Source organism: Sphingomonas tagetis (assembly GCF_024211275.1).
GTDB classification, from domain to species: Bacteria; Pseudomonadota; Alphaproteobacteria; order Sphingomonadales; family Sphingomonadaceae; genus Sphingomonas; species Sphingomonas tagetis.
Genome location: NZ_JAMLDX010000006.1, coordinates 110,437 through 123,742 on the forward strand (window position 1 = coordinate 110,437; position 13,306 = coordinate 123,742).

Genomic DNA, 13,306 nt, shown 5'->3' on the forward strand with positions numbered 1-13,306 from the left:
GTCATGGTTGGAGACGAAACGATGCATTACGACACGACACCGTTCACCGCCGCCAATAGTGGCTATCGCATTGCCTTTCACCCCGGCGAGCGCAACTTCTGCCCCGGCTGCGGCCAGTCGCACTGGTCGATCGGGCGGATGACCGCCGAATGCGCCTTCTGCGCCACCGCGCTGCCGATCAACAATGGCGGGACGTTCGGCCCCGGCCTGTTCAGCGTGACCCACAAGCCGCAACCGCTCGCGGCGTGATTTGATCAAGTCGCCGCGCCGCCTTATGGCGCGGCGATGACTGCCGCCCCTCTCGCGCTCTACAACAGCTTAACTCGCTCGCTCGAGCCGTTCGCGCCGATCGATCCGGCCAAGGGCGTGCGCGTCTACTCATGCGGCCCGACCGTCTATAGCGACCCGCATCTCGGCAATTTGCGCGCCTATGTCTTCACCGATACGCTCAGCCGCGTGCTGCGGTGGAAGGGCTATCCGCTCACCCATGTCGTCAACATCACCGATGTCGGCCATCTGACCTCCGACGCCGATGAGGGCGAGGACAAGATGGAGAAGGCGGCCAAGGCGCGCGGTCTTTCCGCCTGGGACATTTCGCGCCACTATGCCGATATATTCCGGCGCAACCTCGCCGACCTCAACATCCGCACCCCCGACCATATGCCGCTGGCGACGGAGTATGTGGCGAAGATGATCGACTTCGCGAAAGGCATCGCGGACCGGCATTGCTACCAGCTCGACTCCGGCCTCTATTTCGACAGCAGCACCGTGCCGGATTACGGCAGACTGTCCGGCGGGCAGGACGATGCCGGTGAAGGCCGCATCGAGAGCGTCGAGGGCAAGCGCCACCCGCAGGACTTCGCGATCTGGCGCGCGACGCCGCCGGGCGAAACCCGCCAGATGGAGTGGGATTCGCCCTGGGGCCGCGGCGCACCTGGCTGGCATCTCGAATGCTCGGTGATGAGCGCCGAGCTGCTCGGCCTGCCGTTCGACATCCACACCGGCGGCATCGACCATCGCGAGATCCACCACGTCAACGAGATCGCGCAGAACCAGGCGCATTGCCGCTGCGGCGATTCCGGTGCGCGGGTGTGGATGCACAACAACTTCCTCGTCGACCGCGGCGGCAAGATGTCCAAGTCGAAGGGCGGCATCGCCACGCTCGAGGCGCTGGTCGCCAAGGGCATCCACCCGCTCGCCTATCGCCTGATGTGCCTGTCGGCGCATTACCGGTCAGAGCTGGAGTTCAGCGGCGAGAATCTCCTCGCCGCGCTGGTCCGCCTGCGCCGTCTGGTCCTCGCCGCCGAGAAATTCCGCGACGCCGAGGGCAAGGGCGGCGGCGATGCCGGGAGCTATCTCGGCCGGCTCGACGCGGCCGTGGCCGACGATCTCAACACGCCCAGGGCGCTGCCGGTGCTTGAGGAATTGCTCGCCGACAAGCAGCTCGACAGCCAGGCGCGCCTGATGACGCTCGCCCAGTTCGATGCGGTGCTCGGGCTCGACCTGCTCGATCTCACCCGCGCCGACCTGCGCGTCCGCCCCGCTGACGCGATGGTCACCGAGGCCGAGATCGAAGCCCGCCTCGCCCAACGCAAGGAAGCCCGTGCGGCGAAGGACTTCGCCCGCGCCGACGCGATCCGCGACGAACTGCTCGGCGCCGGGGTCGAGGTGATGGACGGCGACCCGTTGGGGTGGGACTGGAAAGTTGAACTCTAACCGCAATCCTCCCCCGTCAGGGGGAGGATTTGAAGGTTAGACAAACCCCAGATTCGTCGTCGAGTAGTTCCCGATATTCGGCAACACTGTCGCCATGTCCGTGCCACTGACCCCGAACCAGCTCGCCAGCGTCGCGGCGTACTGATCGACCGACACGCTCGGCAACAGTCGCCCCTGCCCGACATCGTCCGGCGTGTTGTTGCCCACCGCCGGCGGCGTGCCATAGATGCGCCGGCCATTCACCGCGCCGCCCGCGACGAAGTGCATGCCGCCCCAGCCATGATCCGACCCGTCGTCATTCTGAGTCAGCGTCCGCCCGAAATCGGAGGCGGTGAAGGTGGTGACCTTATCCGCGATCCCGAGCGCGACGGTGGTGTCGTAAAAGGCGCGCATCGCGTCGGCCACGCGCCCGACCTGAGTCGGGTGATCGCGCAGCAGGAAGTCGTGCATGTCGAAGCCCCCCAATGACACGAAGAACACCTGCCGCCGCGCGCCCAGCTCCTGCGACACCGAGATCAGCCGCGCGACGATGCGCAGCTGATCGGCCAGTGTATTGCCTGCCGGAAATAGCGGGAAGTTTGCCGCAGGCGCACTGCCAAGCGCGCCATTGACCTGCGTATAGAGATCGAGCGCGCGCTTCGACACCGTCGCATGCTCGTTGGCGATCAAATGGGCCTGCGCCCCGCCCATGATCGATCGCAGCGCGCTCGCCGCCGCAGTCGAACCGTACAGGGTGGTCGCATTGTTGATCAGCGCGGTCGGGCCGGTCGTGCCGGTGACATATTGGATCGCGCTGCGCCCGGACAGATAGGTGGCATTGCCCGACGCGCTGATACAGGTCAGCGCCGAGGTGCCGTTGCCGCTCTGCAGCAGATCGCCGATCCGCCCGCCCCAACCCGACGTCGCACCCTCCGCGCTCGACGCCTGCCAATAGCTTTGCTGGTCGTTGTGGCTGAACAGCTTGGGCGGCAGCGCGACCGACGCCGCCTGATATTGCGCCTTGGTCGTCGGCCGCACCAACGTGCCGACATTGAGCACCACGGCGAGCTTGCCGGCGTCGAACATCGGCAGCAGCGAGGCCATGGTCGGCGCCAGCGCATATTGCCGGCCGCCGAGCGAATTGAGCGGATTGAGCGCGGTCGCGGTCAGCGTGTCGCGGGCATGGCCGATCGTCGGCCGCGCGGCGAGATATTGCGCGTGCGTCGCCGAGTCATAGGGCGGCAGCGTGTTGGCAAAATCATTGCCGCCATAGAGGAAGATGCAGACCAGCGCCTTGTAGTCGCTCGCCACCGCCGCCGAGGCTTCACCGATCGCGGCGAGCTGGGTGACGAACGGCGCCGCGCCGCCGGCAATGCCGAGTGCGGCCGAGCGCTTGAGGAAGGCGCGACGGGATTGGTTGTTGTCCATCGGTCCGCCCCTCACTTCAGCGTCAGATATTCGGGGGACGCCATCACCAGCAGGATGGCGATGTAGATCCGGTTGGTGGCGTTGGTCGTACTCTCGACCGCCGTCCTGATCTGCGTCAGCGTCGCGCTGCTCACCTGCCCCGCCGCCAGCAGCAGGTTCACGCGGTCGACCAGCGCCTGCGGATCGGTCAACGGCGTCAGCTCGGCATAGGTCGAGCGCAGGTCGGTCGAGTTCTGCACGACCGTCTGCAGATAGTTGATGTAGCCGACCGTGCTGATCTCGTTGGTGATCTGCAATTCCGGCGCGACCAGCCCGGCCGTGGCGAAGGCCGGATTCTGCGGCACATAGCCGGGGCGGAAGAAGTTGAAGACCGAGGGCGCCCGTCCCATCGACTGCGCCAGCCGGTTGAGCGAGCTACTGGTGTCGCCCGTGGTCCAGTTGCCCGAGTTCGACGCCGCGCCGAACGCGCGTGCCCAGCCGGTCAACCGCATCACCGGCTCGCGCAATTTGCCCGCGGTGGTGCCCGTGGGGTCGGCGCGCGCCTCGTCGTCGAGCAGGATCGCGCGGATCACCGCCTGCATGTCGCCGCGCACGCCCGAGCCATTGTCAGCGAACCGCGCCGCGACGCGCCCGACATAGGCGGGCGAGGGATTGCTCGTCACCAGCCGCTGGATCAGCTGCTTGGAGACGAAGGGCGGCACATTGGGATGCGCGAAGATCGTGTCGAGCGCGGTCTTGAGTGCGTCGGCCCCGGTCGCGCCCGCGGGCACCGTGACGCCGAGGAAGGTCGAGGCGCCGGTCTCATGCGTGCCGGCATTGATGATCAGCGGGCGGCGGTAGCGGTCGGGCGTGGTGCTGTCGCTCGAATCCACGGTGAAGCCGGTGAACAACCGCGCCAGCCCCGATACGTCCGCCGGAGCATAGGTCTCGACCGGCTGCCCGCCCGACAGCACGCGGCTGCCGTCCATGTTGAGCCGGTACAGCCCGATCGTGAACAGCTGCATCAGCTCACGCGCGTAATTCTCGTCGGGCACCGCGCCGGTCGTGGTGTTGGCGCGGCGGTTGTTGAGGAAGGTCAGGAACGAGGACATCGCCGCATTGGTCGTGATACGGTCGAGCAAGGTGCGGAAATTGCCGAAGGCATTGTCCATCAGCACATCGACATAGGCGGCCATCGCGAACTGCCGCCAGTTGAGGTTCACGCCCGAAATGCCGACCACCAGCATCTCGCTTAGCGCCATGCCGACGCGCTGGCGCAGCTGGTCGCCGGCGCCGACCAGCTGGCTCCACATCACGTTGTCGAACCCGGCTTCGCCATTGATGTTGGCGGCGTCGTTATAGCCCCGTGCCACCAGCCAGTCCCAATAGGTGGTGGCGCGCGGCTTGGCGAACTCGGCGGTGATCCAGCCGTCGAAGCGGCGCGACTGCACCTCGGCGATGTCAGCGCTGGTCGCGCCCATCGTCGCCTGGCTGAGGAAGCGGCTCGCCTGGGCCGAGGTGATCGCCGCCACGGTCGGCGTGGGCGTCGGCGCTGGTGCGACCACGCCGCCCCCGCCCCCACCACCGCCGGAATCGCACGCCGCCAGCGCCAGCCCGAGCGCGACCGCGCTGACGCCGCTGCCAGCGGCGCCAATCCCGCCAGTTGCGCCCGCCGCCGGCGCGCCATCCGGCAGATCCGCCGCCAAGTCCGCTTGCAGCGGAAGCGTCTCCAGTCTGTCCATCAGGTCCCCACCCCAAGCACGCCGCCGATCGGAACGATCGCGCGACTTGTCTTTTTCTCACCTTTTCGAGGAATCAGCCAGATCAAATTAGTCTCAACCTGCCGCAAACCATTTACTTTCCAGTGATTTGTCCAGGCGCGACAATCGCTTTAGTATCAGCGGCATGAAGGCTGTTCTTCCCGCGCTGGCGCGTCCGCTGATCGAGGCGCAGCTTCCCGCCGGCCTCGACCTCCACTGGTTCGCCAGTCATGAGGAGGCCGAAGCGATGATCGCCGACGCCGACCTCGCCTGGGTCGATATGCGCCGCCCCGAATGGACCGGCGCCACCGCCGCCAAAGGTGCAAAGCTCAAATGGCTCTCCACCATCTATGCCGGGATCGACGCGTTCGACACGGACCTGCTCCGCCAGCGCGGGACCATCCTGACCAACGGCGTCGGCATCAACGCGATTCCCGTGGCGGAATATGCCGTGCTCGGCATGCTCGCCGCCGCCAAGCGGTTCGACGCGGTGGTCCGCATGGCCGACCGCCACGAATGGCCCGCCGCAGCGCCGGGCGTGAGCGAACTCTACCAGAGCCGCGCGCTGATCGTCGGCTACGGCACCATTGGCCGCCTTATCGGCGAGCGCTTGCAGGCGTTCGGCGTCGAGGTCACCGGCGTGACCCGCTCGGGCCGCGACGGCACGCTCACCCCCGATCAGTGGCGCGCACGAGTCGGCGACCATGACTGGCTGATCCTCGCTGCGCCCTCGACCGCCGACACAAACGCGATGATCGGCGCGGCCGAGCTTTCGGCGATGAAGCTTGGCGCCTGGCTGATCAACATCGCGCGCGGCGACATGGTCGACCAGCCCGCGCTGATCGCAGCGCTCGAATCGCGGCGGATCGGCGGCGCGTTCCTCGACGTGACCGATCCCGAGCCGCTGCCGCCGGAGCATCCGCTGTGGGGCGCGCCCAATACCATCCACTCGATGCACCTGTCCGGCCGCTCGACCAGCCGCATGTTCACCCGCCCCACCGCCCTGTTTATCGAGAACGTCCATTTGTTCGTGGCGGGTAAACCCATGCGTAACATGGTCGATCTCGACGTGGGCTATTAGCAGCGCTAAGGCGTTGCTCGAGCGCGGCACCGGCCCGCTCCCCCACCCGGCCACCCAACGGCAATATCCTACGGGTCCGGGTGGGGGAGCGGGCCGGTGCGGCATTTCAGCGAAGCTGAAATCAAACTTGGACACCCCATGATCCTGGTCATCGACAATTACGACAGCTTCACCTGGAACCTCGTCCATTATCTGATGGAGCTGGGCGCCGAGGTGAAGGTGGTGCGCAACGACGCGCTCACCGCTGCCGAGGCGGTCGCCAGCAACGCGCAAGCCTTCCTGCTCTCGCCCGGTCCGTGCACCCCGAACGAGGCGGGGATCAGCCTCGATCTGGTCGCCGCCTGCGCCGACAAGGGCAAGCCGCTGCTCGGCGTGTGCCTCGGCCACCAGTCGATCGGCCAGCATTTCGGCGGCAAGGTGGTGCGCGGCGGGCTGATGCACGGCAAGACCTCGCCGGTCCGCCATGATGGCACGGGCCTGTTCGAAGGCCTGCCCTCGCCCTTCACCGCCACCCGCTACCACTCGCTGATCGTCACCGACATTCCCGACGCATTGGTCGTCAACGCCACCGCCGAGGACGGCAGCGTCATGGCCTTCCGCCACGCGGCGCTGCCGATCCACTCGGTCCAGTTCCACCCCGAGAGCATCGCCACCGAACACGGCCATGCGATGTTGGCCAACTTCCTGAAGATCGCCGGGATCGAGGCGAAAGCACTGGCGTGACCACCTTCTCGCTATTGCCCGACCCGTCGGCCCCGCTAGCGCGCGAGTCCGCCGCGCAGGCGTTTGCCGACATCCTCGACGGCGCCGCGCAGGACGACGAGATCGAGCGCTTCCTGATCGCGCTGTCCGACCGCGGCGAGACCAGCATCGAGATCGCCGAAGCGGCGCGCGCGATGCGCCAGCGCGTCATCCCGGTGACCGCGCCCGCCAATGCGATCGACGTGTGCGGCACCGGCGGCGATGGCCAGCATACGCTCAACGTCTCCACCGCCGTTGCCCTCGTCCTCGCCGCCGCCGGCGTGCCCGTCGCCAAGCATGGCAACCGCGCCGCATCCTCCAAGGCCGGCGCTGCCGACACGCTCGAAGCGCTGGGCCTCGACCTCGACCGTGCCACGCTCAATGCCGAGGCGCATCTGCGCGACATCGGCATCGCTTTCCTGTTTGCCGCGAAGCACCACCCGGCGCTCGGCCGCATCGCGCCGATCCGCAAGCGCATCGGCCGCCGCACCATCTTCAACCTGATGGGTCCGCTCGCCAGCCCGGCGCGAGTCACCCGCCAGCTGATCGGCATCGCCCGTCCCGATTACGCGCCGATCTATGCCGAGGCTCTCGACCAGCTCGGCGTCGCGGGCGCGGCGATCGTCGCGGGTGAGGAAGGGCTCGACGAACTTTCGCCCGAAGGCGCGAGCATCGCGGTCAGCATCGGCGACGTCCGCCTGCCCGCGCGAATCGTGCCCGAAGATGCCGGGTTGCAGCGCCACCCGCTCTCGGCGCTGCGCGGCGGCGATGCGGCCGAGAATGCCGCCGCGCTGCGCCGCCTGCTGCAGGGCGAGCGCGGCGCCTATCGCGACGCGGTGCTGCTCAACGCCGCCGCCGCGTTCGTCGTCGCGGGCGAAGCGATCGATCTGCGCGAAGGCGCCGAAGAAGCCGCCGAAACGATCGACAAGGGGCTTGCCAAGGCGCTGCTCGACTGCTGGATCGCGGCATGAGCAACGTCCTCGACCAGATCCTCGCGACCAAGGCGGAGGAAGTCGCCACCCGCAAGGCCGCGACGCCGCTGTTCGATCTCCGCGACCGCGCGCTCGCCCAGACCCCGCCGCGCGGCTTCCGCGCCGCGCTCGATGCCAGGGCCGCAACCGGTTACGGTCTGATCGCCGAGATTAAGAAGGCGAGCCCGTCAAAAGGCCTAATCCGCGCCGATTTCGATCCCCCCGCCCATGCCCGCGCCTATGCGGCCGGCGGCGCGGCGTGCCTGTCGGTGCTCACCGACGCGCCTTATTTTCAGGGCCATGAGGATTACCTCATCGCCGCCCGCGCCGCCTGCACCCTGCCGGTGATCCGCAAGGACTTCATGATCGACCCCTGGCAGGTGATCGAGGCGCGCAGCATCGGTGCCGACGCGATCCTGATCATCGTCGCCGCGCTCGAAGACGGTCAGATGGCCGAGATCGAGGACGCCGCGCTCGGCCTCGGCATGGACGTGCTGGTCGAAGTACATGACGAAGCCGAGTTCGACCGCGCGCTCGCGCTCAAATCGCGGCTGATCGGCGTCAACAACCGCAACCTAAAGGACTTCACCGTCTCGTTCGACCGCACCTACGAACTGGTCGGCCGTGCCCCCGAAGGCTGCACCTTCGTCGCCGAGAGCGGCCTCACCACCCGCGCCGATCTCGACGCGATGGCGGAACATGGCGTGCGTTGCTTCCTGATCGGGGAATCGCTGATGCGTCAGGACGATGTCGAGGCGGCGACCCGGGCGATGATCGGGTGACCAACAGCCGTCCGTCCCGACCGAAGTCGACGGACAATGTATCTCGACTTCGCTCGACACGAACGGTTAGGTCCAGTCGATGACCGACCTCACCCATCTCGACGACACCGGTGCCGCGCGCATGGTCGATGTCGGCGCCAAGGCCGAGACGCAGCGCGAAGCCACCGCCACCGGCCGGATCGACATGAGCGAAGCCGCCGCCGCCGCGATCCGCGACGGCCTCGTGAAGAAGGGGGACGTCCTCGCCGTCGCGCGCATCGCCGGGATCTTGGCGGCGAAGAAGACCAGCGACCTCATCCCGCTCTGCCACCCGCTCGCGATCAGTAAGGTCACGCTCGACCTCGTCCCCGACGAAACCGGCGTAACCGCCACCGCCACCGTCGCGCTCACGGGGCGCACCGGTGTCGAGATGGAAGCGCTCACCGCGGTCTCCGTCGCGCTGCTCACCGTCTATGACATGGCCAAGGCGATCGACAAGGACATGAGGATCGGCGGCATCCGCCTGCTCGCCAAGACCGGCGGCAAGTCCGGCGAGTGGACTGCGCAGACCGGCGGCTGACTGCGGCCGTTGAAGGTAAACGCGGCCTCCACCCTGAAAACTTAACGAATCTTGACGCCTTCGGCCCGATTCTTGCCGGACCATCTCGGGGGCAACATGACTATTCCGGCGCGTTCGGCGATCTTTTCGCTGTCCAATGAACTCGATTCCTCTCCGCCCGGCGCACCCGAGGACGCTGCTCCCGCCCTGTTGTCAGGCCCCGACGGCAAGCGCGACTGTTTCGTCCACCGCATCACCTCGGGCGGACTCAGCCTCACCGTCACCGGCCCGGTCAGCCATGGCGAGCGCGCCACGATCGAGCTGCCCTTCGGCCTCGCCGCCGAGGGCTGGATCGACGGCCACGACCCCGCCCGGCTCGCCTTTCGCTTCGATCAACCGCTGGACGTGGTCGGTGCGCTTGCGCGGTGCCTCGCCGCCTTGCCCGCCGAGCGCCGCCAGATGCCGCGCATCGAGCTGCGCCAGCGGCTATGCGTCCGCCATTCGGGCCAGGCCGATTTCGGCTGGACTCGCAACCTCTCGCCCGCTGGCATCGGCATCGAGACGCGCGCCCCGCTCGCCGTTGGCGAAGCGGTCGAACTGACGCTCGACGGCCTGCGCCCGCTGGTCGGCGAGGTGCGCTGGACCGAACGCGGCCAGGCCGGCGTCGCCTTTGCGGAGGAGCTTGGCTGGCAGACGCTGATGCCGTGGCTACGCAAGGTCGCCAACAGCACCCCGCGCGCCGCTACCCCCACCATCGATCTGCCCCCGTCCGCGCTCGGCGCGGTCAAGGACGCGCTGCGGCTCGACCTGCCGACGCACGTCCGTTCTGGCGTGAGCTGGTGGAACGCCCAGCTCTCCGCGCTCAGCAACGCGCTGGTCGAGTTCGAGAGCGCGACCGAATTCGCCCCGCTCTCGTCGCTGTGGATGTCGCTGCCCGAGATCGGCGGCTGGCCGATCCGCGTGATCGAATGCCATGGCGCCCGCCACATCGCCGAATTCCGCGTGCCGCTGCGCCCGCACGAGATGGCGAAACTGACCGAGGCCGTGCGCCCGCGCTGAGCGCTCGACCCGGTGCGGGCAGCGCGCTAACGCTTCCCGCCATGGCCGATCTCCTTCCCGTCGCCGAGGCGCAAACCCGCCTGCTCGCGCTCGCTCCTGCGCTGCCGGTCGAGCACGCGCCGCTGCGCGAGGCGGCCGGGCGCTGGGCCGCCGAGCCGGTCATCGCGCGCCGCACCCAGCCCGAGCTGCCGCTCTCGGCGATGGACGGCTATGCGATCCGTTTTGCTGACATGCCCGGCCCGTGGCAGATGATCGGCGAGAGCGCAGCCGGACGGCCCTTTGCCGGCGAGGCCGCCGCCGGGCAGGCCGTCCGCATCTTCACCGGGGCGGCGCTGCCGCCGGGCACGGACACGGTGCTGGTGCAGGAGGAAGCGGCGCGCGACGGCGCCGCGCTGATGCTCGATAGCGAAGGTCCGGCCTTTTTGGGCCGCAACGTCCGCGAGGCCGGTCTCGATTTCCGTGAGGGCGAGACGCTGATCGAGGCCGGTCAGCGCCTCACCCCGGCGCGCATCGCCATCGCTGCGACGGCGGGCCATGCCACCCTTCCCGTCCGCCGCCGCATCCGCATCGCCATCGCCGCGACCGGCGACGAGCTGCGCGCACCGGGCGAACCGCTCGCCCCCGGCCAGCTCCCCGAAAGCAACGGCACGATGCTCGCGGCACAGCTCGCCGACCTGCCGGTCGATCTCATCGATCTCGGCATCCTGCCCGACCGGCAGGACATACTCGAAGCCGCCTTCCGCGCGATCCGCGCCGACATCCTCGTCACCACCGGGGGTGCTTCGGTCGGCGATCACGACCTCGTCCGCCCGGCGCTCCAGGCAGCCGGGGCGGCAATCGATTTCTGGAAGGTCGCAATCCGCCCGGGCAAACCGCTGATGGCGGGACGGCTAGGCGACGCCATCGTGCTCGGCCTGCCCGGCAACCCGGTCTCCGCCTTCGTCACCGCGACCCTGTTCCTGCGCCCGCTGATCGCGCACCTCGCCGGCGCCGCCGAACCGCTGCCGCGCACCGTCCCCGCGATCCTCGGCGAGCCGCTCCCCGCCAACGGCCCACGTGCCGACTATATGCGCGCCGCGCACCGCGACGGACGGGTGGTCGCGGCGGCGATCCAGGACAGCTCGATGCTGCGCACGCTCGCCCGCGCCGACTGTCTGATCGTGCGCCAGCCGCACGCGCCGGCGGCACAACCGGGCAACACGGTGGAAATCCTACAGATCGCTTGACACATCTCGGGAACAAGGCGTAAACGTTCCGCGTCTGTTCTGGATGGAGGACGTCCGATGCTTACGAAGAAGCAGCATGAGCTGATCTGCTTCATTTCCGACCGGTTGAACGAGACCGGCGTGTCGCCTTCGTTCGAGGAGATGAAGGAGGCGCTCGACCTGAAGTCCAAGTCCGGCGTGCATCGGCTGATCTCGGCGCTCGAGGAGCGCGGCTTCCTGCGCCGTCTCGCCAATCGTGCGCGCGCGCTCGAAGTGATCAAGATGCCCGAGCGCGGCGAGACGAAGAAGCCCGCCGCCCCGGCCAAGGACAATGTGGTCACGCTGGCGCGCCCTGCGGCTCGGCCCGCCAACGACGTGATCGAAATCCCGCTGCACGGTCGCATCGCGGCCGGTGTGCCGATCGAGGCGCTCGAAGGTTCGACGATGCTGCCCGTCCCCGCTGCGCTGCTCGGCTCGGGCGAGCATTATGCGCTCGAAGTCGCCGGTGACTCGATGGTCGAGGCCGGTATCTTCGACGGCGATTATGCGCTGATCCGCCGCCAGGAAACGGCGCGCGATGGCGAGATCGTCGTGGCGCTGATCGAGGACGCCGAGGCGACACTCAAATATTTCCGCAACGAAGGCTCGATGGTCCGGCTCGACCCGGCCAACCGCGCCTATGACCCGCAGCGCTACCGCCCGGATCAGGTGCGCGTGCAGGGCAAGCTCGCGGGATTGCTGCGCCGCTACTAAGCGACATCGGGAGAGCCAGGATGACCCTGACCGGTGGCTGTCATTGCGGCGCGATCCGCTATTCGCTCGAAGGCGATCCGCTGCATGGCGGGCAGGCGCTGTGCCATTGCTCGGACTGCCGCCGCTCGGCCGGCGCGCCGATGGTCGGGTGGGCGATGTTCGCCACGAACGCGCTGAGTGTCACTCGGGGCGAGGCGCGCGAATATGCCTCGTCCGACCATGGCCGCCGCTGGTTCTGCGAAACCTGCGGCACCGGCCTGTTCTACCGCAACGCGCAGAACCTGCCCGGGCTGGTCGACATCCAGGCCGCGACGCTCGACGATCCCGACGCAATCCCCGCCGTCGCGCACATCCAGACCGCCGAGCGCATCGGCTGGATGAAGAACACGCATCAAGTGCCCGAATTCGAGCGCTTCCCGGGGCCGTGAGGCCGCGGCGCCATTACCTTCACGGGCGCGAGCCAGGGGTGCCGGTCGCCCGGTCGTCGCACCGTCCGCACCGTCCCGCCGGCAAAGGTGATCGTCAGCCCACCGCTCTTCGCCAGCGCTGCCCGGTCCAACTTCAGCCATTTGGGCTTGCAACCCGGTGGCAGCCGCCGGTCCGCCACCACGATATCGACCGAGCGGCACAGCGCGATCACTTCTTCCCACGGCAACATATAGTCGCTCCGCGTCGCCGCGATCCGCCACCGCCGCCCGCCGCGCTCGACCGCCACCACGCACACATCCGGCGAACAGCGCGCGCCATCCTGCTCGGCCAGCGCGGGTAGTTCGCTGTCGACCCCGCCATTCTCCGCCAGCATGTCGCGCACATAATCGCCCGCCCGGTCGCGCAGCAGCGCCATCGCTCCCGCGTCGGTGCGGATCGCCAGATGCCGCCCGTCGCCAGTGACCAGCAGGTCCGGCGTCGGCGTCGCCAGCGCCCACAGCGCGCCAATCGCGGCCGGCACCAGCCCGGCAAACCGCACGCGCGTCCGCCACAAAGCGAACCATAGCCCGCCCGCCACCATTGTCAGGAACGCGCCCGCCGTCACCACCCGCGCCGCGCGCCCGCCATCGCTCGCCGCCAGCCCCGCGACCGCCAGTGCCAGCGCACCCAGCACCGCCGCGCCCCAGCGCATCGCATCGGGCAGCGCGAACCATGCGGCGATCCCCGCCCCCAGCATCACGGGCACCCACAGGAACAGCTGCCCGCGCTCGGCCTCCAGCCAGGCCTCGATCCCCGCCCGGAATCGCAACCGCCCCGCGATTTGAAGCGGCCCGAACCCCGTGCTAGGGGCGCTCGGGGCTGTACTGGCCATCGATCACCAGCTTG

At 68.5% G+C, this 13,306-nt stretch carries 14 protein-coding genes; 11 read left to right on the top strand and 3 right to left on the bottom strand.

Annotation, left to right across the window (positions count from 1 at the left end):
* Positions 1-3: 3 nt before the first annotated feature.
* Together M9978_RS09835 and cysS are read left to right on the top strand one after the other, a co-directional pair.
* Positions 4-249 (top strand): hypothetical protein, encoded by a 246-nt coding sequence (locus M9978_RS09835; protein WP_254292858.1) that lies wholly within the window; start codon positions 4-6, stop codon positions 247-249.
* A 36-nt stretch (positions 250-285) separates the two neighbouring features.
* Positions 286-1,716 carry a cysteine--tRNA ligase gene (gene cysS / locus M9978_RS09840; protein ID WP_254292859.1) on the top strand — a complete coding sequence of 477 codons (1,431 nt, stop codon included), beginning with the start codon at positions 286-288 and terminating at the stop codon, positions 1,714-1,716.
* 36 nt (positions 1,717-1,752) lie between these two features.
* Here cysS and M9978_RS09845 read toward each other — a convergent pair whose 3' ends face one another.
* Together M9978_RS09845 and M9978_RS09850 are read right to left on the bottom strand one after the other, a co-directional pair.
* The gene (locus M9978_RS09845) at positions 1,753-3,123 is read right to left on the bottom strand and encodes a DUF1501 domain-containing protein (protein ID WP_254292860.1); all 1,371 of its coding nucleotides are present in this window, start codon (positions 3,121-3,123) and stop codon (positions 1,753-1,755) included.
* Between the two features lie 11 nt (positions 3,124-3,134).
* Positions 3,135-4,844 carry a DUF1800 domain-containing protein gene (locus M9978_RS09850; protein WP_254292861.1) on the bottom strand — a complete coding sequence of 570 codons (1,710 nt, stop codon included), beginning with the start codon at positions 4,842-4,844 and terminating at the stop codon, positions 3,135-3,137.
* A gap of 163 nt (positions 4,845-5,007) precedes the next feature.
* Here M9978_RS09850 and M9978_RS09855 point away from each other — a divergent pair, with 163 nt between their 5' ends.
* The 9 genes from M9978_RS09855 to M9978_RS09895 all read left to right on the top strand — a co-directional run bounded on the left by M9978_RS09855 (position 5,008) and on the right by M9978_RS09895 (position 12,420).
* Complete coding sequence (locus M9978_RS09855) at positions 5,008-5,943, top strand: NAD(P)-dependent oxidoreductase (protein WP_254292862.1); 936 nt, start codon at positions 5,008-5,010, stop codon at positions 5,941-5,943.
* A gap of 138 nt (positions 5,944-6,081) precedes the next feature.
* Positions 6,082-6,666, top strand: a complete 585-nt coding sequence (locus M9978_RS09860; RefSeq protein ID WP_254292863.1) for an anthranilate synthase component II — start codon at positions 6,082-6,084, stop codon at positions 6,664-6,666.
* Complete coding sequence (gene trpD / locus M9978_RS09865) at positions 6,663-7,655, top strand: anthranilate phosphoribosyltransferase (protein ID WP_254292864.1); 993 nt, start codon at positions 6,663-6,665, stop codon at positions 7,653-7,655. Before M9978_RS09860 ends, trpD begins: the two co-directional genes overlap by 4 nt.
* Positions 7,652-8,437, top strand: coding sequence for an indole-3-glycerol phosphate synthase TrpC (gene trpC / locus M9978_RS09870; RefSeq protein WP_254292865.1), 786 nt, complete (start codon positions 7,652-7,654; stop codon positions 8,435-8,437). The genes trpD and trpC overlap by 4 nt, the downstream gene beginning before the upstream one ends.
* Positions 8,438-8,516: 79 nt before the next feature.
* Positions 8,517-8,996 (top strand): cyclic pyranopterin monophosphate synthase MoaC, encoded by a 480-nt coding sequence (gene moaC, locus M9978_RS09875; protein WP_254292866.1) that lies wholly within the window; start codon positions 8,517-8,519, stop codon positions 8,994-8,996.
* A 96-nt stretch (positions 8,997-9,092) separates the two neighbouring features.
* Entirely contained in the window at positions 9,093-10,034 is a 942-nt protein-coding gene (locus tag M9978_RS09880) for a PilZ domain-containing protein (RefSeq protein ID WP_254292867.1), read from the top strand.
* A 41-nt stretch (positions 10,035-10,075) separates the two neighbouring features.
* Positions 10,076-11,260 carry a molybdopterin molybdotransferase MoeA gene (locus tag M9978_RS09885; protein ID WP_254292868.1) on the top strand — a complete coding sequence of 395 codons (1,185 nt, stop codon included), beginning with the start codon at positions 10,076-10,078 and terminating at the stop codon, positions 11,258-11,260.
* A gap of 57 nt (positions 11,261-11,317) precedes the next feature.
* Complete coding sequence (lexA, locus tag M9978_RS09890; RefSeq protein WP_254292869.1) at positions 11,318-11,992, top strand: transcriptional repressor LexA; 675 nt, start codon at positions 11,318-11,320, stop codon at positions 11,990-11,992.
* A 20-nt stretch (positions 11,993-12,012) separates the two neighbouring features.
* Complete coding sequence (locus M9978_RS09895) at positions 12,013-12,420, top strand: GFA family protein (protein WP_254292870.1); 408 nt, start codon at positions 12,013-12,015, stop codon at positions 12,418-12,420.
* Here M9978_RS09895 and M9978_RS09900 read toward each other — a convergent pair.
* The gene (locus M9978_RS09900; RefSeq protein ID WP_254292871.1) at positions 12,384-13,292 is read right to left on the bottom strand and encodes a hypothetical protein; all 909 of its coding nucleotides are present in this window, start codon (positions 13,290-13,292) and stop codon (positions 12,384-12,386) included. The two genes, M9978_RS09895 and M9978_RS09900, sit on opposite strands and share 37 nt — an antisense overlap.
* Positions 13,293-13,306: the final 14 nt, after the last annotated feature.

Bases quoted from the DNA above. Each gene is read 5' to 3' on its own strand.
- M9978_RS09835 (WP_254292858.1), top strand. From the start codon at position 4: ATGGTTGGAGACGAAACGATGCATTACGACACGACACCGTTCACCGCC.
- cysS (WP_254292859.1), top strand. From the start codon at position 286: ATGACTGCCGCCCCTCTCGCGCTCTACAACAGCTTAACTCGCTCGCTC.
- M9978_RS09845 (WP_254292860.1), bottom strand. From the start codon at position 3,123: ATGGACAACAACCAATCCCGTCGCGCCTTCCTCAAGCGCTCGGCCGCA.
- M9978_RS09850 (WP_254292861.1), bottom strand. From the start codon at position 4,844: ATGGACAGACTGGAGACGCTTCCGCTGCAAGCGGACTTGGCGGCGGAT.
- M9978_RS09855 (WP_254292862.1), top strand. From the start codon at position 5,008: ATGAAGGCTGTTCTTCCCGCGCTGGCGCGTCCGCTGATCGAGGCGCAG.
- M9978_RS09860 (WP_254292863.1), top strand. From the start codon at position 6,082: ATGATCCTGGTCATCGACAATTACGACAGCTTCACCTGGAACCTCGTC.
- trpC (WP_254292865.1), top strand. From the start codon at position 7,652: ATGAGCAACGTCCTCGACCAGATCCTCGCGACCAAGGCGGAGGAAGTC.
- moaC (WP_254292866.1), top strand. From the start codon at position 8,517: ATGACCGACCTCACCCATCTCGACGACACCGGTGCCGCGCGCATGGTC.
- M9978_RS09880 (WP_254292867.1), top strand. From the start codon at position 9,093: ATGACTATTCCGGCGCGTTCGGCGATCTTTTCGCTGTCCAATGAACTC.
- M9978_RS09885 (WP_254292868.1), top strand. From the start codon at position 10,076: ATGGCCGATCTCCTTCCCGTCGCCGAGGCGCAAACCCGCCTGCTCGCG.
- lexA (WP_254292869.1), top strand. From the start codon at position 11,318: ATGCTTACGAAGAAGCAGCATGAGCTGATCTGCTTCATTTCCGACCGG.
- M9978_RS09895 (WP_254292870.1), top strand. From the start codon at position 12,013: ATGACCCTGACCGGTGGCTGTCATTGCGGCGCGATCCGCTATTCGCTC.
- M9978_RS09900 (WP_254292871.1), bottom strand. From the start codon at position 13,292: ATGGCCAGTACAGCCCCGAGCGCCCCTAGCACGGGGTTCGGGCCGCTT.